The 20,065-nt window shown below is 74.3% G+C and carries 24 protein-coding genes; 15 read left to right on the top strand and 9 right to left on the bottom strand.

Going from position 1 to position 20,065, the window contains the following annotated elements; genetic code table 11:
• Positions 1–218 precede the first annotated feature (218 nt).
• Positions 219–743, bottom strand: a complete 525-nt coding sequence (locus tag IPL61_10720) for a hypothetical protein (GenBank protein ID MBK9031779.1) — start codon at positions 741–743, stop codon at positions 219–221.
• 125 nt (positions 744–868) lie between these two features.
• Between IPL61_10720 and IPL61_10725 the strand changes: the two genes are divergently transcribed.
• Together IPL61_10725 and IPL61_10730 are read left to right on the top strand one after the other, a co-directional pair.
• Positions 869–1,651 carry a hypothetical protein gene (locus IPL61_10725; protein ID MBK9031780.1) on the top strand — a complete coding sequence of 261 codons (783 nt, stop codon included), beginning with the start codon at positions 869–871 and terminating at the stop codon, positions 1,649–1,651.
• Positions 1,648–2,853 carry a PQQ-binding-like beta-propeller repeat protein gene (locus IPL61_10730; GenBank protein MBK9031781.1) on the top strand — a complete coding sequence of 402 codons (1,206 nt, stop codon included), beginning with the start codon at positions 1,648–1,650 and terminating at the stop codon, positions 2,851–2,853. Before IPL61_10725 ends, IPL61_10730 begins: the two co-directional genes overlap by 4 nt.
• A gap of 327 nt (positions 2,854–3,180) precedes the next feature.
• On the opposite strand, the gene IPL61_10735 is transcribed toward IPL61_10730, so the two are convergent.
• From IPL61_10735 to IPL61_10760, 6 genes are all read right to left on the bottom strand, one after another.
• A complete protein-coding gene (locus IPL61_10735; protein MBK9031782.1) occupies positions 3,181–3,975 on the bottom strand; it encodes a hypothetical protein in 795 nt (264 codons plus the stop codon).
• A gap of 147 nt (positions 3,976–4,122) precedes the next feature.
• Entirely contained in the window at positions 4,123–4,878 is a 756-nt protein-coding gene (locus IPL61_10740) for an EAL domain-containing protein (protein MBK9031783.1), read from the bottom strand.
• Between the two features lie 86 nt (positions 4,879–4,964).
• A complete protein-coding gene (locus IPL61_10745; GenBank protein ID MBK9031784.1) occupies positions 4,965–5,447 on the bottom strand; it encodes an SRPBCC family protein in 483 nt (160 codons plus the stop codon).
• 773 nt (positions 5,448–6,220) lie between these two features.
• Entirely contained in the window at positions 6,221–7,450 is a 1,230-nt protein-coding gene (locus IPL61_10750; protein ID MBK9031785.1) for an acyl-CoA dehydrogenase family protein, read from the bottom strand.
• 111 nt (positions 7,451–7,561) lie between these two features.
• Positions 7,562–9,109, bottom strand: a complete 1,548-nt coding sequence (gene dnaK / locus IPL61_10755) for a molecular chaperone DnaK (GenBank protein MBK9031786.1) — start codon at positions 9,107–9,109, stop codon at positions 7,562–7,564.
• A 47-nt stretch (positions 9,110–9,156) separates the two neighbouring features.
• Complete coding sequence (locus IPL61_10760; GenBank protein ID MBK9031787.1) at positions 9,157–9,999, bottom strand: hypothetical protein; 843 nt, start codon at positions 9,997–9,999, stop codon at positions 9,157–9,159.
• 118 nt (positions 10,000–10,117) lie between these two features.
• On the opposite strand from IPL61_10760, the gene IPL61_10765 reads away from it, so the two are divergent.
• Genes IPL61_10765 through IPL61_10775 form a run of 3 tightly spaced genes read left to right on the top strand, consistent with a single transcriptional unit; the run spans position 10,118 to position 12,469 of the window.
• Positions 10,118–10,801: a hypothetical protein gene (locus IPL61_10765; GenBank protein MBK9031788.1), complete on the top strand. Its 684-nt coding sequence runs from the start codon at positions 10,118–10,120 to the stop codon at positions 10,799–10,801.
• Entirely contained in the window at positions 10,798–11,472 is a 675-nt protein-coding gene (locus tag IPL61_10770) for a hypothetical protein (protein ID MBK9031789.1), read from the top strand. The genes IPL61_10765 and IPL61_10770 overlap by 4 nt, the downstream gene beginning before the upstream one ends.
• Positions 11,473–11,485: 13 nt before the next feature.
• Positions 11,486–12,469 (top strand): hypothetical protein, encoded by a 984-nt coding sequence (locus IPL61_10775; protein ID MBK9031790.1) that lies wholly within the window; start codon positions 11,486–11,488, stop codon positions 12,467–12,469.
• A 74-nt stretch (positions 12,470–12,543) separates the two neighbouring features.
• Here IPL61_10775 and IPL61_10780 read toward each other — a convergent pair whose 3' ends face one another.
• Complete coding sequence (locus IPL61_10780; protein ID MBK9031791.1) at positions 12,544–13,788, bottom strand: aspartate kinase; 1,245 nt, start codon at positions 13,786–13,788, stop codon at positions 12,544–12,546.
• A gap of 70 nt (positions 13,789–13,858) precedes the next feature.
• Between IPL61_10780 and IPL61_10785 the strand changes: the two genes are divergently transcribed.
• Together IPL61_10785 and IPL61_10790 are read left to right on the top strand one after the other, a co-directional pair.
• Positions 13,859–14,182 carry a divalent-cation tolerance protein CutA gene (locus tag IPL61_10785; protein MBK9031792.1) on the top strand — a complete coding sequence of 108 codons (324 nt, stop codon included), beginning with the start codon at positions 13,859–13,861 and terminating at the stop codon, positions 14,180–14,182.
• Positions 14,183–14,272: 90 nt separating this feature from the next.
• Positions 14,273–15,271, top strand: coding sequence for a TerC/Alx family metal homeostasis membrane protein (locus IPL61_10790; protein ID MBK9031793.1), 999 nt, complete (start codon positions 14,273–14,275; stop codon positions 15,269–15,271).
• Positions 15,272–15,366: 95 nt separating this feature from the next.
• On the opposite strand, the gene IPL61_10795 is transcribed toward IPL61_10790, so the two are convergent.
• Complete coding sequence (locus tag IPL61_10795; GenBank protein ID MBK9031794.1) at positions 15,367–16,581, bottom strand: hypothetical protein; 1,215 nt, start codon at positions 16,579–16,581, stop codon at positions 15,367–15,369.
• A gap of 60 nt (positions 16,582–16,641) precedes the next feature.
• On the opposite strand from IPL61_10795, the gene IPL61_10800 reads away from it, so the two are divergent.
• Genes IPL61_10800 through IPL61_10835 form a run of 8 tightly spaced genes read left to right on the top strand, consistent with a single transcriptional unit; the run spans position 16,642 to position 20,055 of the window.
• Complete coding sequence (locus IPL61_10800) at positions 16,642–17,166, top strand: FHA domain-containing protein (protein ID MBK9031795.1); 525 nt, start codon at positions 16,642–16,644, stop codon at positions 17,164–17,166.
• Complete coding sequence (locus tag IPL61_10805; GenBank protein ID MBK9031796.1) at positions 17,163–17,606, top strand: hypothetical protein; 444 nt, start codon at positions 17,163–17,165, stop codon at positions 17,604–17,606. Before IPL61_10800 ends, IPL61_10805 begins: the two co-directional genes overlap by 4 nt.
• Entirely contained in the window at positions 17,606–18,235 is a 630-nt protein-coding gene (locus tag IPL61_10810) for a ThiF family adenylyltransferase (GenBank protein ID MBK9031797.1), read from the top strand. Before IPL61_10805 ends, IPL61_10810 begins: the two co-directional genes overlap by 1 nt.
• The gene (locus IPL61_10815; GenBank protein MBK9031798.1) at positions 18,232–18,660 is read left to right on the top strand and encodes a hypothetical protein; all 429 of its coding nucleotides are present in this window, start codon (positions 18,232–18,234) and stop codon (positions 18,658–18,660) included. Before IPL61_10810 ends, IPL61_10815 begins: the two co-directional genes overlap by 4 nt.
• Positions 18,661–18,676: 16 nt before the next feature.
• On the top strand, positions 18,677–19,093 hold the full coding sequence (locus tag IPL61_10820) for a Mov34/MPN/PAD-1 family protein (GenBank protein MBK9031799.1): 417 nt from the start codon (positions 18,677–18,679) through the stop codon (positions 19,091–19,093).
• Positions 19,090–19,395 (top strand): DsrE family protein, encoded by a 306-nt coding sequence (locus IPL61_10825; GenBank protein MBK9031800.1) that lies wholly within the window; start codon positions 19,090–19,092, stop codon positions 19,393–19,395. The genes IPL61_10820 and IPL61_10825 overlap by 4 nt, the downstream gene beginning before the upstream one ends.
• On the top strand, positions 19,392–19,829 hold the full coding sequence (locus tag IPL61_10830; protein MBK9031801.1) for a hypothetical protein: 438 nt from the start codon (positions 19,392–19,394) through the stop codon (positions 19,827–19,829). The genes IPL61_10825 and IPL61_10830 overlap by 4 nt, the downstream gene beginning before the upstream one ends.
• Complete coding sequence (locus IPL61_10835) at positions 19,771–20,055, top strand: sulfurtransferase TusA family protein (protein ID MBK9031802.1); 285 nt, start codon at positions 19,771–19,773, stop codon at positions 20,053–20,055. Before IPL61_10830 ends, IPL61_10835 begins: the two co-directional genes overlap by 59 nt.
• The last annotated feature ends 10 nt before the right edge of the window (positions 20,056–20,065 follow it).

A 20,065-nucleotide genomic window follows, 5' to 3' on the forward strand; every position in this document is an offset into this window, starting at 1 on the left:
GGTCGATCGCCCGAGGATGCGGGACCAGAGCCTCGACGACGATCGGCCCGGACCCGGGGAGCGGGCGCGGTTGCGAGGGTCGAGATGTCCAGCCAGTCCACTTAGATGTCCTACTAGCGCGGGACCATATGCGCCGAACCCCAGGGGGTCAAGGCCAATACGCGGCCCTGGGAGCGCAGGCAGGCCCCTGATTTCTCAGGGACCGGCCCCGATTGGCGTCAGAAGTATCCCCAGCGCCAGGTCGAGCGCACCGCGACCGTCACGGTCGTGGTGTCGCTGGCGAACGAGGTCACGGCCGCCGCCAGGCCGACCGACCGGGCCCGGCTCCGCAGCAGATCGATCCCGGCGCCGATCCGCAGCGCCGGCTCGACGCCGGTCGTGAACGGCCCGCCGGCGCGGACCAGGCCACCGACGCCGAGATCGACGTACGGCACGTACTTGAGGATGTCGATGCGGTAGACGAGGCCGACCGTGGCCTGGCCGGTGAGCGCCGCGCCGCCGCCGAGGTAGCCGGCCACGACCAGATCGGTCCGCCACGACACCTCGGCGCCCAGCGCCCGCTCGTAGGTCGCGGCCAGCGCCAGCCCGGCGGTCGGCGTCAGCGTCTCCTCCATCTTGGCGTCCGGCGTCGCGTACGTGGCGAAGCCGGCCGACACCGACGCCGCGCGCTCGCTGTCGTCGGCGCGGGCCGGCCCCCGGACCAGGATCGCGGCGACCGCGAGCAGCGACGCGAGCGTGCGCATCCACGATCCGTTACGCGAAACACCGGCACGAGGCAACCGCCTGGCCAGGCCGCAGGTCGAACCGCCTGAATTGACGCCGCAATGACCCGGGTGCTACACAGCCGGCTCGTTTCGACGAGGACCCCGTGGCCACCAAAGACGCTGACCCCACCCCTGGCATCTCCGTCACCGCCGTGCACATCGGCGGGGACTCGATCACCGATCGATTGATGCCGCACGTGAAGAAGATCGCCGCCGGCGCCGGTGCGCTGGTCGTCGTGATCGTCGTGTACTACAGCTACCGCTGGTACAAGCACACGCAGGAAGAGAAGGCGACGACCGTCCTGGTCCGCGGCCTCGAGCTGGGCGATCGGGCGGTCAAGCCCGAGGACGCCAGCAGCGCGGCGCCCGCCGACGGCGAGCCGTCCTGGAAGACCTACGGCGAGCGCGCCGAGGCCACGGCCGCGGCGATCGCCAAGGCCGGGCGCGCCCGCGGCGCCGCCGCGGTCTACGAGGCGAACCTGCTGCTGACCGCCGGCAAGCTCGACGCCGCGCTCGCGGCGTTCCGCAAGGTCGGCAACGGCACGAGCGACGACGCGGTGCTGGCGCGCGAGGGCGTCGGCATCACGCTCGAGACCCAGGCCGCGGCCGCGACCGACCCGGCCATGCGCCAGCGGCTGCTCGAGGAGGCGCTCGCCGCGTTCCGCGCGGTGCAGCCCGACGACAAGGGCGCGCGGCGCGACTACGCGCTGTTCCACGAGGCCCGCGTGCTCGAGGCGCTCGGCAAGCCGAGCGAGGCGGTCGCGCCGCTGACGCGCGCGCTGAGCGTCGCCCCCGACTCGATGCTCAAGCAGGACATCGAGAACCGCCTCGCGGTGCTGGGCGCGCCGGTGCCGGAGGCGCCGACGCCGGAGCTCGTCACGCCGTGACCCGCACCCGGGGCATCGGGCGGGGCATCGGGCTGATCGGCCTGGGGCTGATCGGCGGCGCGTGCTCGACGCTGCGGCCGACGACCCACGTCGCCGACGACCCGGGCCGGGCCGCGGCGCTGCGCGTGCGCTGGACGCTGGTCACGAGCGATCGCTCGACCGACGTCAGCCCGCAGGAGTTCGCTGGCGTCGCGACCTCGGCCGAGAACGTGTTCGGCGGCTCCGCCGGCGGGCTGTTCGTGTCGGTCCGCGCGCTCGACGGCCGGGTCCGGTGGAGCAAGCAGCTCGGCGCGATCAGCTCGCGCCCGACGATCGTCGGCGATCGCCTGTTCGTCGGCACCGACGACGGCGAGCTGATGTCGGTCGAGCTCGACACCGGCAAGGTGCTCTGGAAGTACACGACCAAGGGCGCCATCCTCGAGTCGCCGGTGGTGCTCGACGTGCGGGCGCTGCCGAACGATCCGGCCGACGCGGTCGTCGTGTTCTCGAACGAGGCCGATCAGGTGATCGCGCTCGACGCGGTCACCGGCGCGTTCCGCTGGCAGTACAAGGCCGAGACCCCCGAGGAGTACACGCTGCGCGGCCACGCCGGCGTGGTCGCGAGCGGCGAGCTGGTGTTCACCGGCTTCGCCAACGGCACGCTCGTGGCGCTGCGGGCGCGCACCGGCTCGGTCGCGTGGCTGACCACGCTGACCGGCGACGCCGATCGCTTCGTCGACGTCGACGCGACCCCGGTGCTCGACGCGACCTCGCTGTACGTGACGTCGTCGTCGGGCGGCGTCTGGTCGATCGACCAGCAGACCGGCCTGGTCCGCTGGCGGACCCCGCTGGTCGGCTCGGCCTCGGCCCGGCAGGACGGCGGCAGCGGCGCGGTCGGCGGGCTCGCGCTCGACGGCGAGCGCCTGTACGTCGCGGCCGCCGATCTCGGCGTCTACGCGCTCGACCTCAGCGGCAACGTGCTCTGGCGCCACGGCACCCGCGGCGCCGGCGAGCCGGCCACGCCCCAGGTCGCCGGCGACTACCTGATCTACGCGCTGACCGACGCCGGCATCTACGTGGCCGACAAGCGCACCGGCAGCGTGCTCGAGTACTTCGATCCCGGCGACGGCGTCTCGGCCGACCCGGTGGTCATCGACGATCGCGACCTGTACGTGCTGTCGAACCGCGGCGTCCTGTACGCGTTCGACCTGCGCGCGCTCTAGGTGGCGTCGCGCGCGCGCAGGGCCCGTCGGTCTCGACGGCCCAGAGGGTCTGGTCGCAGGTGAGCAGGGCGCGGGCGCCGTCGGCGACGACGGTGCAGTGGGATCCCAGCCCACCGGGGGGCCGCCCCGACACCCGTCGCGTGGCACCGCGCGTCCGCGCTTGCGCGTCGGCGACGAGCGCCCGCCGCGCCGCACACCGATCGCAGCGATACACGGCGCCATCTGCCGCGCCCCGACCGCACCAGGTCGGAGCCCGAGCGAGGCGATGGGGACCGAAAACGCCGCGAGGCCGGCGAACCGGCCTCGCGTCTTCACCGTCGAGTGACGCTAGCGGCCGTAGCCGCCGCCACCCTGGGGAGGATAGCCGCCGCCACCACCCTGAGGAGGATAGCCGCCGCCACCCTGCTGGGGAGGATAGCCGCCGCCGCCCTGGGGAGGATAGCCGCCGCCACCCTGGTGCGGAGGATAGCCGCCGCCCTGCTGCGGAGGATAGCCGCCACCCTGCTGCGGGTAGCCGCCCGGATAGCCGCCGCCGGGAGGCGCCATCGGCGCCGCCGGACGCACCGGCGCGGTCCAGCCCGAGAGCTGGCCGTGGCGCATCAGCGCGATGCCGGCCGCGCCGCCCGAGACGATCAGCGCCGACAGCGCGGTCGAGATCGAGTTCCACTTCTCGCCGTTCACCAGTGAGCCGACGAGCATGTAGAACGCGCCGATCGCGGCGAGGCCGGCGACGAAGCCGAGGGCGCCCATCGCGAACCGCTCGATCTGCGAGTGGGTCGAGTTGTTGGTGCGCGGCAGGATGCCGAGGGCGAAGCCGGCGACGGTCGCCGCGCCGACCACGAGCGGCGTGATCGCGGCCTTGATCGACGGGCCCGGACTCTTGAAGCCGCCCAGGATGAACTGGAGCAGCATGAACACGCCCATCAGCGCCAGCAGGGCGCCGATCAGGATGAGCTGCCAGGCGACCAGCTTGGTGCCGATCTGCTTGTCGTCCTTGCTCGGCCGGTCCTCGCGGCGATCGAGCAGGATGAACAGATACCCGAGCACGATGAACATCGGGATCGCGTAAATACCGGCCATGGCCGTCGAGCCAATGGCCATGATGGGTCCGAGCCCTTCCATGGTCTTCTCCTCTTCCTCGGTGACGATGCGATTGGTGCCGCGACTGTACACCGCGCCCCGGTGGCACAAGCGCGGGCCGGCCGTGATTCGAACGGACGCGTCAGCGCGGACCGGTGGACGGCGCCGCCGGGCGCGCGAACGACCGCGTCAGAGCGGATCGGTGAACGGCGCCGCCGGGCGCGCGATCAGATAGCCCTGGAGGTAGTCGCAGCCGAGCTCGGCGAGGATCTTGGCCTCGGCCGCGGTCTCGACGCCCTCGCCGATCACGCGCACGCCCGAGTCCTTGCACACGCCGACCACCGACGACACCAGCCGCTGCTTGACCGGGTGCGAGTCGACGTCGCGCACCAGCGACATGTCGAGCTTGACGAAGTCGGTGTCGAGCGGCGTGAGGTGGTTCATGCGGTTGAAGCCGCCGCCGAGATCGTCGACCGCGATGCCGTAGCCGATCTCGCGCAGCTCGGCGACGCGATCGCCGAGCCCTTCGATCCCGTCGAGCGAGGTGCGCTCGGTGATCTCGAGGACCACGCGTCGGGCCATGCGCGTGAGCGGCGCGAACGGCGACGACAGGGTCGGGTCGAACAGATCGCGCGCGTGCAGGTTCACGAACACCACGCCGCGCTCGACCGGCGCGGACGCGAAGGTCGAGGCCACCTGGGCCCGGACCGCGCGACCGAGCTGCGAGGTGCGCTCGAGCCGCTCGGCGGCGTCGAGCAGGGCGCCGACGTGCGGCAGCTGCGGGTCGCGCGAGCGCATGAGCGCCTCGTAGCCGAACCGTTGGTGGGTGCTGGCGACGACGATCGGCTGGAACGCCATCCACATCGTGCCCAGCGCCCGGGTGAACGCGACCTCCAGGTCGACCAGGCCCAGCTCGGCCTCGGCGGTTGGTGACGGATCGCCCACGACCGCAAGATACCAAGCCCGGCGCCACCGTGCCTCACCCCCGCAGGGTGATCGGCTCGCTCACGGCCCGGGCGGTGCGCCGAGCCTCAGACGAAGCGGCGCAGGTGCTCACGGAAGTCACCGACGACCGCGGACGCCGCGTGGCCGTCGTAGTGGGCCTCGATCCACTCGCGGCTGACCGGCAGCTCGAGCCCGAGCCGGTAGGTCATCAGGCACGCGCGGTCGGACAGGGGCGTGAACCGGGCCTCGCCCTCGACGCGGATGGCGCTGCCGGAGGTCGTGCTCCAGCGGATCGTCAGCTCCGCGGCCCGGTACTCGTAGCGGACCACGTAGCCGAGGGTCGCGCGGTCGAACGACGCGCGGAACGCGACCTGCGCAGGGCGGCCGTCGTCGTCGCGCTCGAGCACCCGAGCCGACTGCACGACCGACAGCCACCGCGGCGTCTCGCCGGCGTCGGCGAACACCTCGTACGCGACCTCCGCCCGGACCGGCAACGTGGTCGCGACCTCGGTCGAGACCGGCGGAAACTCGGCGGCGGCGTCGCGAAGGAGCTGGGCGGTGGCGTTCATGGCGCCTCACCAAAGCAACTCGGGTGCCGGACCAGCGGCCGCCCAGCCGATCGCCACAGGCCACCAACATCGGGCGGTTACGCAATGACGCGGCGCACGATCGAACTGGCGACCCAGGTTGCCGGCGCCTGGCGTTGGGAGGGCCTGTTGGCACCGCAGACACCAGCGGCAGCCACGATGGGAGATCGGAGCCGGGATCGGGAGCCGGAATCGGAGCCGGGATCGGAGCCGGGATCGGAGCCGGGATCGGAGCCGGGATCGGAGCCGGGACCGGAGTCGGGACCGGAGTCGGGACCGGAGTCGGGACCGGAGTCGGGACCGGAGTCGGGACCTCGGAGTCGGGACCGGAGTCGGGACCGGAGCCGGGATCGGAGTCGGGACCGGAGTCGGGACCGGAGTCGGGACCGGAGTCGGGACCGGAGAACTCACGGGTGTCAGCCGATCGGGATCTGGCCAGAGCTCACGGGTGTCAGCCGATCGGGAGCTGGCCGGAGCTCACGGGTGTCAGCCGATCGGGGGCTGGCCAGAACTCACGGGTGTCAGCCGATCGGGAGCTGGCCGGAGCTCACGGGTGTCAGCCGATCGGGAGCTGCGGTCAGCCGATCGAGTGGCGTGAAGGACCTCGGATGGCCCAAAGATCCCAGCGGGTTGATGGGTATCCAGAGAGGAATGACGTCGCAGAATCTATCTTATGTCAACTCTGCGCGGAGGGCTTCTGGGGGCAACCCCAGCACAGGACCCGCCGCCCGAAATCGCCACGGCGGACACCGCGCTCACTCCAGCGACTCCGGCCCGATCAGCGAGCGCGCGGCGGACAGCAGATTGATGTCGGTCGTGCCGGCGCCGAGCTCCAGCAGCTTGGAGTCCCGGGCCAGCTTCTCCAGGTGGTACTCCTCCATGTAGCCGTACCCGCCGTGCAGCTGGATCGCCGTCAGCGCGCCGTCCACTGCCAGCTGCGAGCACAGCGCCTTGCTGGCGTTCACGAACGCCGGGTCCGCGGTCCGCGACTTCTGCATCCAGGCCAGGCGGTAGACCACGTTCTCGACCGTCTTGAGCTTCAGGTACAGGTCCGCGATCTTCAGCTGGACCGCCTGGAACGCGCCGATCGGCCGCCCGAACTGCCGGCGCTCGCGCACGTAGGCGACCGACTGGTCGTAGCAGCGCTCGAGGATGCCCCAGGCCATCGCCGGGATGCCCGAGCGCTCGGTGCCCAGGCTGTCCTTGGTGTCCGAGCGCCCCGCGGCGCCCTTCTCGCGGCCGCCCAGCAGCCGCTCGGGCCCGGCGACGACGTCGTCCAGGAACACCTCGCAGGTCGGCGAGTCGCGCATGCCCATCTTCTTGAACGGCGTCCCGGTCGTCAGCCCCGGCATGCCCCGGTCCAGGATGAAGGTGCCCAGGCCCTGCTGCTCGCGCGGCTCGCCGCGGTCGATCCGCGCGTAGACGATGAACACCTCGGCGCCCGGGCCGTTGGTGATGAAGGTCTTGCTGCCGTGCAGCCGGTAGCCCTCGGCGCACGGGGTCGCGGTCGTCGCCATCGACCCGAACGCGTCGGAGCCGGCCCCGGGCTCGGTCAGGCACCACGAGCCGATCTGCTTGCAGGTCACCAGCGGCACGCCCCAGCGCTCGATCTGCTCGGGGGTGCCCTTGCCGACGATCGCGCCGCCGGCCAGCCCGACCGAGACGCCCCAGCCCATCGCGAAGCCCGGCGACACCCGCGACAGCTCCTTGACGAACACCGCCATCATCATCGGGTCGCCGCCGAACGTGCCGCCGCCCTCGCGCTCCTCGACCGCGCCGTCGGTCGCCCGGAGCTTGGCGATGCGCTTGCGGGCCGCGGCCTCGGCCAGCGCCGCCACGCCGAACGTGGTCGCCAGGTCGCGCATCAGCGCCCACGGCATCTCGGCGCCGGCCTCGAGCGCGGGCAGCCGCGGCGCGAGCTTCTGCTCGCACCAGCCGCGCACCATCTTCTCGACCATGCGATTCGTCTCGTCGAGCGTGAACATGCCCCGACGGTGCCAGACCCCGGGCGCGTCGCCAACTTCCCGGACGCCGCACCGGCCGCGGTCAGCGCATGCCGGCCGCGAGCCGCTTCCCGGACGCCGCACCGGCCGCGGTCAGCGCATGCCGGCCGCGAGCCGCTTGATCTCGTCGGTGGTCAGGCCGCTCGCGGCCTCGATCATCACGGTCGTGGCCTTGCCGGTGGCGACCTCGACCGCGTCGACCTGCAGGATGCCGTCGGCGTCCATGCTGAAGCTGACCTCGACCCGCGTCGCGCCGCGCGGCGCGACCCGCAGATCCCCGAGCACGAACCGCCCGAGCCGCCGGTTGCGCGACGCCTGCGCGTCCGGGCCCTGGTAGACCTCGACCGCGACGAAGCTCTGGTTGTCCTCGGTGGTCGCGAACACCTTCTTCTCCCGGGTCGGGATGCTGGTGTTGGCCGGGATGATCACCGACATCTTGTCGCCGGCGACCTTGACCCCCAGATCGTGCGGCGTCACGTCGAGCAGGACCACCTCCTGCAGCTCGCCGCCGATGACCGCCGAGTGCACCGCCGCGCCGACCGCGACGCTCTCGTCGGGGTTGACGCCCTTGTGGGCGGGCTTGCCGAAGATCGCGAGCACCGCGTCCTGCACGGCCGGCATCCGGGTCATGCCCCCGACCAGGAGCACCTGATCGATGTCGCCGGCGGTGCAGCGCGCCAGCTCGAGCGCGTCGGCGCACGGCGAGGCGAGCCGGGTCAGGAGCTCGCGGCACGCGCGCTCGAGCTCGGTCCGCGACAGCGCCCGGGTCAGGTGGATCGGGCCGCTCGGGCCGACCGCGATGAACGGCAGGTTGATGTCGGTCGCCATCGTCGACGACAGCTCGATCTTGGCCTGCTCGGCGGCCTCCTTGAGGCGCTGCAGCGCGACCGTGTCGTCGCGCAGGTCGACGCCGCTGTGGACGTGGAACTCGTCGGCCAGGAGCTCGATGATCGCGCGATCGAAGTCGTCGCCGCCGAGCGTGGTGTCGCCCGAGGTCGCGAGCACCTCGAACACCCCGTTCTCGATCGTCAGCACCGAGATGTCGAAGGTGCCGCCGCCGAGATCGAACACCGCGACCCGCTGATCCTGCTGGTGCTGGACCCCGTACGCCAGCGCCGCGGCGGTCGGCTCGTTGAGGATCGCGCGCACCTGCAGCCCCGCGATCGCGCCCGCGTCCTTGGTCGCCTGGCGCTGGACGTCGTCGAAGTACGCGGGCACCGTGATGACGGCCTCGACCACGGCCTCGCCCAGGTAGTCCTCGGCCACCCGCCGCATCTTCGCCACCACGTGCGCCGAGATCTCCTGCGGCGAGTGCGGCTGGTCGCCGATCGTGACCCACGCGTCGCCGTTCTTGGCGGGCACCAGCGGGTACGGCAGCGTCCGCGCCAGGCGCTGGATCTCGGGATCACTGACCTTGCGGCCGATCAGCCGCTTGACCCCGTACACCGTACGCCCGGGGTTGGTCACCATCTGGCGCTTGGACGCGGCCCCGACGACGACGTCGCCGTCGGCGTTCCACGACACCATCGACGGCGTCGTGCGCCCGCCCTCCTGGTTGTGGATGACCACGGGCTCGCCGCTCTCCAGGACCGCCACGCACGAGTTGGTCGTGCCGAGGTCGATGCCGATGATCCGAGCCATGTGGTTCCAATCTCATCACGATCGACGCCGCCGCGCCAATCGCTGGGTCACGCCAGGTTGGTCTTCTCGAGCGCCCACTTGGCCATGCCCAGGCCGGGGTCGCACGCCAGCGCCCGGCGCCACTCGGCCCGGGCCTCGCCGTCCTTGCCGAGCTCGTAGGCCTCCCAGCCGCGCAGGTAGTGGAGGTAGGCGCGGTAGCGCGGATCGTTGGGCGCCGACGCGGCCAGCTCGACCAGCACGGTCCGGGCCTCGCCCCAGCGGCGCTCGCGCAGGTGTGCGAGCGCGCGCTCGAACCGATCGTCGGTCGGCGGCGGCGCGTCGAGCCTCGGCGACAGCGTCGGGCCGCGGCCGGCCGGCTGGCCCGGCGGCGTCGCCGGGGCGACGGGCACGCGCGCCGACGAGGAGGCCGGCGTCCGCGGCAGCGGTGGCTGGCCCGGCGCCGCCGGGACGATCGGGACCCGCGGCGACGACGACGCCGGCGGCCGCGCGATCGGGACCCGCGGCGACGACGGCGGACGCACCGGCCCGGGGCTGGGCACGATCGTCACGCCCCGCGGCGGGGTCCGGACCGCGGTCCGGGGCGGCACGATCGTCACGCCGCGCGGCGGGGTCCGGGCCCGGGTCTGCGCGGCGGTCAGGGCCGGGGCCGTCGGCGGCGGGTTCTCGGCCGCGCGCATGAGCTCGTCGTAGGCCCGGCGCATCACCAGGAAGGTCTCGTTGGCCAGGCGCACCGTGGTGGGCGAGCACCGCGCGTACTTGGCCGGGTGATAGCGCTTGCACAGCGCCATGAACGCAGCTCGGATCGCGATCGCGTCGGCGTCCACCGCGAGCGCGAAGGCGGACCGAGGGTCACCCCGGAAGCGCGTCAGCGTCAGTTCCAGATCACTCACGATGGCTCCCTCAGGGAGCGCGCCGGGGCCCACGGGGTGAGCCTAGCGCACCCACCGTCGTCGGCGCAATTGCGACGATCGGCTGGGCCCCGATCGCGCTTGTCGGTATGTTGTGGTTGTGAGCGGGTGCACCAGCTGCGGCAGCAAGTCGGGATGCGATCATCGCAAGGGCGACATGTTCGCGGCGATCGACGACGCCCTGGCCGCGCTGTACCCGGATCGACGCTGGCGCAGCCCGGCCGGGACCGCGGCGCCGACCGAGGACGCCGCGGCGCTGGCCGACGAGCTGGCCGACGTGCTCCACACCGCCACGTTCGTGCGGGGCCCCGCGACCCCCGGCGCCTGCACCTATGTCTACGTGCTGTGCGTCGGGCGGCCGCCCTGCGCCATCCAGGTGCGCGACGCCGACCTGGCGATCCCCGACGAGTGGCTGGCGGCACCGGCGGCGATCCAGGAGCGCTACCTGCGGATCGCGCTGGCGCCGGCGGTGCCGTTCGCGGTGGTCCAGGAGGTCGCGGTCGACGTCGAGGTGGATCGCGACGGCGCCACCGTGCGCGAGCGCTGCCTGGCGGGCGTGTACTCGGCGCCGCTGCTGCAGCGGTTCCAGCGGGTCGTCGCGACCCTGCCCGCCTACGACCGCCGCCACCTCGACATGGGCGAGCTGATGGGCGCCCCGCCGGGCTACGACGGCGGCCCCTGGGCCCAGCTCTACGCGGGCACACCGGGCGTCGTGAACTACCTGTTCTTCCCCGAGCCGGCGTCGATGACCGCGACCACCTGGATCCCGCGCGAGGGCGCGTGACCGAGGACGCGCGCCAGCTGCTCGCCGAGCTCCTGACCGAGCTGGGCGCGCGCCGGGCGTCGATCGTGCCGGCCGGCGGCGCGTCCCCGCCCGGCGGCGTCGGCGGCCTCCGCAGCCTGCCGCTCGGCGGCGGGGCGCGGCTCGAGGTGGAGCTGGGCGCGATCGGGCGCGCCACCGACGACGTCGATCGGGCGCTCGAGGAGGCCGTGCGCGCGCTGCGCGAGCTGGCGCGGGCGACCGCGCGGCCGTGGCCGGCGCTGACGACGACCGGCGCCGGCCCGATGCGGGTGCGCGACCGGATCCGGACCTACCTCGCGGCCCTGGCCGAGCTCCACGGCGCCCGGGTCGCGCTGGTGTGCGTCCGGGATCGGGTGGTCGTCGCCAACGTCGAGCCTGACCTGCAGGACCGCGAGCGGCTGCCGTTGCTGGTGCGCCGGCTCGAGGCGGCCGGGCTGCGCCAGGGCTCGAGCCACGGCGAGCTCGCCGACGACGACGTGTTCGCGCTGTCGTTCTGGCACCGGGCGGCGGTGGTGGTCTTCTTCGCCGGGCCGTACCCGATCGACTTCGTGCGGCACCGCGCCCGGCTGGTCGCCCGCGAGGTGGCCGAGCTGCTGGCCGATCTCGAGCCGGACCCCGGCGCGCCGGCGATGGCGCAGCGCCGGCCGGAGTGACAGGGTGCTGGAGATGCGCTCGCCCGCCGGCCGGACTCCCCCTCTCCTGCGCGCGCTGATCGCCGCGGCCCCGCTGGTCGCCGCGAGCTGCGGCGGCGTCACGCCCACCGCCCCAGCGGCGCGGGGCTGCCCGCCGGCGACCGCCGTGGCGATGGCGCGCTGGGACGAGGCCGGCGCCTGGCCGGGCTCGGCGCGCACCGCCGGGTATCGGGTGCCGCTCGGGTTCCGCTGGGACGGCGATCCGACCGCGCCGCCGCCGGGGCCGTTGCCAGGGTACGAGGTCGCCAAGCTCGGGCTCGGACCGCTGCCGCCGACGCTGTGGCTGCTGCGCCCGGGGCTGGCGCCGTGCCAGGCCCAGGTGACCGGGTACCTGACCGAGCTCGTCGACGTCGGCCCGATCAGCCGCGCGGTGGTCGCCACGCTCGCGGGCTGCGCGCCGGCCGACGATCTGAGCGCGCCGGCCTGGGTGTCGCTGGTGTCGACCGAGCCGATCGGTTGTCGCCTCGAGACGCCCGCGCCGGCGGGCGGCCGCACCGCCGACGCCACCGGCGGCGGGTTCGTCGTGCCGCCGGCCACCGAGGACGTGCCGGCGGCCTGGGCCGGCCTCGATCCCGACGAGCTGTGCGTCGGGCCGTGCGAGCGGTTGTGGTCGGTCGCGGCGATCGCGAGCGAGCCGGCCCTCGCCGAGGTGACGATCTCCGACGTCGGCGCCGACGGTGCCGCGTGCGCGCTCGAGGTCCACGATCGCTTCGGCATCTTCGCGACCCCGACCGGGCAGCCGCCGGTCGAGATCACCACGTCGGCGGTGGTCGATCTGATCGGCGCGCTGGTCGACGACACCGGCGCGCGGGTCGCGCTGACCCACGGCGTCGACACCTGGGAGGCCATCGACGTCGGCCCCGACGGCGCCACCGGCGGCCGGCGGATGGTGCAGTACGAGGTCGCGCACGAGGAGGACGGCCTGCGCCACTCGCTCGGCCCCGACTGCGGCCCGTGACCGCCGGGTCTTCCGCGGCGCCGCTCGACCCCCGCGCGCCGAGCGGGCTCGAGGCTGGACGGGCGCGGGCGGGGCTAGAGCGCCGCGCGCTCGGCCGGCGGCCGATCGAGGCCGAAGCCGTCGTGGAGGGTCCGCAGCGCCAGCTCGGCGTACTTCTTGGCGACGACCACCGAGATCTTGATCTCGCTGGTCGAGATGAGCTGGATGTTGATGTTCTCGGCCGCGAGCAGCTGGAACATCCGCTTGGCGACGCCGGCGTGGCTGCGCATGCCCACGCCGACCACCGAGACCTTGCAGATCTCGTCGTCGGTCGCGATCCGCTCGCCGCCGGGCCCGACCAGGTCCGCGACCTGCTGGGTCAGGATGTCGATCGCGCGCTTGCGATCGCCCGACGGCACGGTGAAGGTCAGATCGGTGGTGCCGTCCCAGCCGGTGTTCTGGATGATCATGTCGACGACGACGCCGCCGTCGGCCAGCGGCGCGAACAGCCGGGCGGCGACGCCCGAGTGATCGGGGAGATCCTCGACGGTGATCTTGGCCTCGTCCCGGGCCACGGTGACGCCGGAAACCACGACGTGTTCCATCTCGCGCTCCTCGGGCACCACCCAGGTGCCCTCGACTTCGGAAAAGCTCGACCGGACGTGGATCGGCACGCCGAACTTCATGCCCAGCTCGACCGATCGGATCTGCAGCACCTTGGCGCCCAGCGACGCCAGCTCGAGCATCTCCTCGTAGCTGATGCGCTCGATCTTGCGGGCCGACGCCACGACGTTGGGATCGGTCGTGTAGACCCCGTCGACGTCGGTGTAGATCTCGCACACGTCGGCCCCCAGGGCCGCGGCGATCGCGACGCCGGTGGTGTCGGAGCCGCCGCGCCCGAGCGTCGTGATGCTGCCGGCCTCGTCGACGCCCTGGAACCCGGCGATGACGGCGATCTCGCCGGCGGCGAACGCGGCCCGCAGCGGCTCGGCGTCGATCGAGACGATCCGGGCCCGGGCGAACGCGCTGTCGGTCTGGATCTTGACCTGGTGCCCGAGGAACGACCGGGCCTTGCCGCCGAGCTTGCGGATCGCCAGCGCCACCAGGCCGACCGAGACCTGCTCGCCGGTCGAGACGATCACGTCGACCTCGCGATCGTTGGGATCGTCCTGGATCTGGTTGACGAGCTTGAGCAGGCGGTTGGTCTCGCCCGACATCGCCGAGACGACCACCGCGACCTGGTGGCCGGCGCGCTGGGTGGCGAGGCAGCGCTGGGCGACGTGGTTGATCCGCTCGATCGTGCCGACCGACGTGCCGCCGAACTTCTGGACCACCAGCATGGCGCGGACGATAACCGCGGGCGTCGCGGGCGGGAAGCGCCGCGCCAGGGCTTCGTGCTACGTGGCCGGCATGGCCGAACCCGATGTCGTGCTGGTGCTGTCGACCGTGCCCGATGACGACCGCGGTCCGGCGCTCGCGCGCGCGCTGGTCGACGAGGAGCTGGCGGCGTGCGTGAACCTGGTGCCGAGCGTGCGCTCGATCTACCGGTGGGACGGCGTGGTCGCCGACGAGCGCGAGCAGCTGGCGATCATCAAGACCCGGCGCGATCGCGTCGACGCGCTGCTGGCGCGGCTGGTCGCCTTGCACCCCTACCAGGTGCCCGAGGCGATCGTCGTGCCGGTCGCCGGCGGCCACGCGCCCTACCTGGCGTGGGTCGGCGCGATGGTCCGGTAGCATCGCCCGATCAATCCGGCGGTCGCGCCTTGCCAGCGTCGGTCGGCGCGGGCATCCTTTGCGCTTCCGCGCCCGGCGCGACCCACACGCATGTACTGGTTCTGGATCGGCTTCTTCGTGTTCGTCGCCCTGTGCCTGGCGATCGATCTAGGTATCGGGTCGCGGCACGTGGTCGAGCCGACGTTCCGGTCGGCGTTCAAGAAGACCCTCGTCTGGGTCAGCGTCGGCTTGTCGTTCTCCGGCGTGGTCTACCTGATCTACGAGAACCACTGGCTCGGCGCCAACCCGTCGATGTCGGGCGCCGACGCCGCGGTCACGTACCTGTCGGCCTACCTCCTCGAGGAGGCGCTGTCGGTCGACAACATCTTCGTCATCTCGCTGATCTTCCGGTCGTTCAAGATCCCCGGCAAGTACCAGCACCGCGTGCTGTTCTGGGGGATCATCGGCGCGGTCGTGTTCCGGGTGACCATGCTCGGCGGCGGCGTCTGGCTCACCAAGAAGTTCACCTGGGTCTTCTACTTCTTCGGCGCCTACCTGATCTACTCCGGCCTCGGGCTGCTCAAGAACCAGGACGAGGACGAGGACGGCGCCGAGCACAGCTTCGCGGTCCGGACCGTGCGGCGGTTCGTGCGCGTCGTCGACGGCGATCACGGCGGCAAGTTCCTGGTCCGCGACGGCCACGGCCGGCGCGCGCTGACGATCCTCGCGGTGACGCTGGTCGTCGTCGAGCTGACCGACGTCGTGTTCGCGCTCGACTCGATCCCGGCGGTGCTCGCGGTCAGCCAGGAGTCGTTCGTGATCATCACGTCGAACATCATGGCGATCCTGGGCCTGCGCTCGATCTACTTCCTGCTGGCCGGCGCGATGGCGCAGTTCGACTACCTCAAGTACGCGCTGGCCGGGCTGCTGGTGTTCATCGGCGCCAAGATGATCGCGCACGACCACGTCCACGTGCCCAACGGGGTGTCGCTGGCGATCATCGCGGGGTTCATCGTGACCGGCGTGCTCGCGTCGATCATCGCCAACCGCCGCCGCCCCGCCGCGCCCGCCGCCGCGCCCGCCGCCGACGCCGACGACTCGGCGTCCTGAGCCGGGCAAGGCCGACCCGGCCTCGGACCGCCCCGGCGATCGCGCCACGAGCGCCGCGCAGCTCCCCGGCGATCACGTCACGAGCGCCGCGCAGCTCACGGCGCCGGGACCGTCAGGCCGCGCTCGGCTAGATCGGCGAGCGCGGCGCGGACGTCGCCGGGGCTCACGCTCGGGGTCGGTCCGGCGCTGCCCTCCCGCCCGGCCTGGCCGCCGCGGCCGCTGGCGCCCGCGCGGCCGTCGCGGCCCTGGCGCGCGCCCTCCCCGCCGGGGCCGCCTGACCCGCCGCCGCCGGGATAGCCGGCGTCGCCCGCGACCCCGCCGCGGGTGTCGAGCACCACCAGGGTCGCCAGCTCGGGGAACCGCGCGTCGTAGGTGACCGCGATCGTGCCGCCGGGCCCGCCGTCGCTGCCGTCGCCGCCGTCGCCGCCGTCCCCGCCATCGCCGCCGGCCGCGCCGTCGGTGCCGGGGTCGCTGCTGCCCGAGCCCGAGCCCGAGCCGGTGCTCGTCGAGGTCGGCGCTCGGCCGCGCCCGCCGCGCCCGCCGCTGCCGCCGTCGCCGCCGCTGCCGCCGCTGCCGCCGCGCCCGCCGAACGCGATCACCGCCCAGCGCTCGCCGCCGGGGTCGAAGACCGTCGTCTCGACGGCGCCGCCGCGCTGGGCGCGCAGCACCGCGAACCGGCGACCGCTGGCGGTGTCGACGTAGCCGAGCACCGCGGTCACGGCCGGCCCGGGGCCGCCGGGGCTGCCGGGGCTGCCGTGATCGCCGCCGCCGCCGCGCTGGCCGGTCTCGGCCGGACGGGCGCCGTCGTCGGCGCGGCCGTCGGCGCCGGGGGCGCCTCGCCCGCCCGAGCGGCCGCTCCCGCCGGTCGCGCCGGCGGCCCCGAGCGCGCCGCCGCAGCCGAAATCGGGCGTGAGCGTCGTCGTGCCGACCAGGTCGGGGCGCTCGGCGATCCGGACCTCGACCGTGACCGGGCGATCGATCGCCGCGATCGCGTCGTCCGGAAGCCGGACGAACCCGTCGCCGTCGACCGCGCCCCACGACGTCGTCCACTCGAAGGTGTTGAACGGCAGCTTGCCCGCGCGGCCCTCGCCCGCCGACCAGCTGTCGAGCACCGCGCCGGTGGTGGTCGTGACCGCGACGTCGAGCTGGGGCGCGGCGCCGCCGGGGCAGAACCGGTCGACGCCGCCGACCAGGCCGACGGCGATCGCCGCCGCCGTGGCAGGATCGAGGCGCGCCGGCCTGGGCTCTGGAGGGCCGCCGCACCCCAGAACGGCGAGCGCGAGCAGCGCGGCCGGGGACGAACAATGCATGGTTCGATTGTGCCCGATGGGGTGCCGCCGCGCTCGGCCCGGTCGTGCTACTTCTAGACCGTGGATCAGTCGGAGCGGTACCTCCAGCTTGCCCTCCTCGGGCGGAGTGCGTTCCTGGCCTCGGCGGCGCCGGCGGCGCTGGTGCGCCGGCGCAGCGACGGCACCGACACCGACACCGACTCGGGCCGCGGCGGCGACGACGACGTCGAGACGATGGTCGCGCCGGTGCTGGGCCAGCGCCGCGGGCCGCGCGCGATCGAGGTCTACCCGCTGATCAAGAAGCCCGGCGCGTCGTTCGCCGACATGATCACGATCGGCCGGACGCCCAACAACGACGTCGTGCTGCGCGACGTCACGGTGTCCCGCTTCCACGCCTACTTCCGGCAGCGCGGCGATCGCTGGATCGTCGCTGACGCCGGCTCGCGCAACGGCAGCGCGCTCGAGGGCGGCGCGCTCGAGGCCCGGCGCGAGCGCGAGGTCGCGTCGGGGGCGGCGGTGCGGATCGGCGACTTCGAGATGACCTTCTACACCGCGGCGCAGCTGTTCGAGGTGCTGCGCGACGGCGGCCCCGGTAGTCGGTCGTGACCGCGGACTGGACCGACCGCACGCTGTGTCCCGACGGCGCCTGCACCGGCGTCATCGGCAGCGACGGCGTCTGCGGCGTGTGTGGGCACGTGGCGCCGTTCTGGGGCGACGAGCGCCGGCGCGGCATGGTCGCGGCCGAGACCGAGCCGCCCAGCGATCGCGGCCAGGGCGACCTCGACGACGATCGCGAGCTGTGTCCGGACGGCGCCTGCGTCGGCGTGATCGGCGCCGACGGCACCTGCGGCGCGTGCGGCCAGCGCGGCCAGCGCGGCGCGACGCCGGTGACCCGGGTCGTGCCGCCCGGCCCCGCGGTGACCGCCGCCCGATCGGCCGCGGGCGACGACGACGACCGCCGCCTGTGCCCCGACGGCGACTGCGTCGGGCTGCTCGACGCCGCGGGCGTCTGCAAGGCGTGCGGGAAGTCGGACGTGGGCAACTGATGGCCGCGGTCGCGGTGGTCGGGGCCGGCGGCCTCGGCGGCCCGATCGCGCTGGCGGTGGCGGCGGCCGGGCACGCGGTGACGGTGATCGACGACGATCGCGTCGAGCTGTCGAACCTGCACCGGCAGGTGCAGTTCGGCGTCGCCGACCTCGGCCGCCCCAAGGCCGAGGTGCTGGCGCGCCTCGCCGGCGGCCGCGCGATCGTCGCCCGCTTCCCCGACCTGCCCGCCGACCTCGGCCCGGTCGCGGTGATCGTCGACGGCAGCGATCACCCGCCGACCAAGTTCGCGGTCGCGGCGTGGGCGCGGGCCCGCGGCTGCGCGTACGTGATCGCGTCGGCGGTGCGCTACGGCGGCAACGTGTTCGCGGCCGGCCCGATCGACGCGTGCTACGCGTGCCTGTTCGAGGATCCGCCCGAGGACGCGCGCGGGTGCGGCGACGCCGGGGTGCTGGGGCCGCTGGTCGGGTGGATCGGCGGCGTCGCGGCCGCGACCGCGATCGCCGCGGCCACCGACGCGCGCGCGCCCGGCGCCCGGATCTGGGTGCTCGACGATCTGCGGCGCGGCGGCCGGCCGCGCGAGCTAGCGATCGAGGCCCGCGCGGACTGCGGGTGCCGCGGGGCCGCGTGACCTGGTCGCGCGCGCGCCAGGTGCGGTACGCGCACCACGTGCTCCTGCCCGACGTCGGCGGCCGCGGCCAGGATCGCCTGGGCGCCGCCGCGGTGGCGGTCGCGATCGACGGCCGGGCCGGCCAGCTCGCCGCGCTGTACCTGGCCGCGGGCGGCGTCGGCACGGTCGCGCTGTGCGGCGGGGGCGCGCCGGCGCCGGTCGGCTTCCCGTTCGGCGACGCGCCGGTGGGCACGGTGGCCGAGGCGCTGGCCGCGGCGATCGCCGCGCGCAACCCCGAGGTGATCGTCGCGCCGGCGCCGCCCGGCCCGACGCTAGTGGTCGCCGCCGACGCGCCCGACCTGGCGCTGGCGCTGGCGCTGGCGCGCGGTGGCGAGGCCGCGGCCCGGTGGCTGCACGCGTGCGCGGTCGGCGAGGCGGCGCCGTGATCGCGGTGGCGGCGCCGTGATCGCGGTCGCGGCGGCCTGGCCCGCGATCGTGGCCGCGGTCGAGGCGGAGCCCGGCGAGGTCGCCGGCTGGATCGCCGCGGCCGCCGCGGCGGTGACCACGGTCGCGCTCGACCTTGCCGGCGCCTGGACCGACGGCGCGCTGGTGGCGCTGGCGCGCGCGGCCCGAGGTCCGACGCCGCCGCTGACGCTGTTCCACAGCCACCCCGAGGGGCGCGCGGCGCTGTCGGCGCACGACGTGCGGGCGTGGGCGCCGACCGGGACGCCGTTGTGGCGGTGGCCGCAGCTGGTGGTCGCGACCCGCGGCGGCCGCGCCACCGCCGCCGCGCTGTACGCGTGGCCCGTCGACGCCGACGCGCCCGCGCCGATCGCCCGGGTGGTGCGCGACCCTGCCGGGCGCTGGAGCGCGCGGTGACCCGGCTGGGGCTGGTGCTGGCCAGCGCCGACGATCTGGCGCTGGTGGCCGGGCTGGCGCGCGCCGCGGTGGCGCGGCGGCTGGCGGTGCGGGTGTTCGCGATGCACGCCGGGGTCGCGGCCCTGGCGGCGGCGCCGGCCGTGGTCGCCGCCCTGCTCGACGACGGCTGCGACCTGTGCGCCTGCGCCACCAGCGCCGATCGGGCCGGGGTGGCGCTGGCGAGCCTGGGCGTCGTCGCCGGCAGCCAGGACGATCACGCGGCGCTGTGCGCCTGGGCCGATCGCGTGGTGGCGTTCGCGTGACCGGCGCGTCACGCGTGACCCGGGTGGCGATCGTGATCGATCACGGTGACCCGCGCGCGGTGGCCGAGGCCTGGCGCGCGGCCGTCGGTGTGAGCCTGCGCGGCGCGCGGGTGGCGGTGGCGACCCGTGCCGGCAGCGCCGACGGCGGCGCCGAGGCCGCCCGGGCCCGCGCGACCTTGGCGCTGTTCGGCCACGAGGTCGACGCCGACCCCGACGACGTGGGCGCCGACATCTACGAGCAGTGGTGCGACGACGAGGTCCGGGCCCGCCGGCCCAGCGGCCGGTCCGCGCCGGTCGTCCACCTGGTGCGGCCGGGGCGCGTCGCCGGCGCTGTCGCGGCGGGCGATCGAGTGCTAGAGCTGGGCGCCCCCGCCGATGTCGACTTCGCCGCCGTCCTCGCCGCCGCCCTCGCCGTTCCCGTCCGGGTCTGGTGATCTGCTGCTCGATCTGCGCGGCGAGGTGTGCCCGTACACGTTCGTGCGCGCCCGGCTGGCGCTCGAGGCGATGGCCGCCGGCGCCGCCCTGGTGATCGCGGTCGATCACCCGCCGGCGGTGCGCAACCTGCCGCGCAGCCTGCGCGATTGGGGGCAGGAGGTGACCGCGGTGGTCGAGGCCGGCCCGGCGCCCTGGTGGATCCGCGTGGTCAAGCGCGTCGCCTGACGGACGCCGG

It is taken from the genome of Myxococcales bacterium, assembly GCA_016717005.1.
Classification (GTDB): domain Bacteria; phylum Myxococcota_A; class Polyangia; order Haliangiales; family Haliangiaceae; genus UBA2376.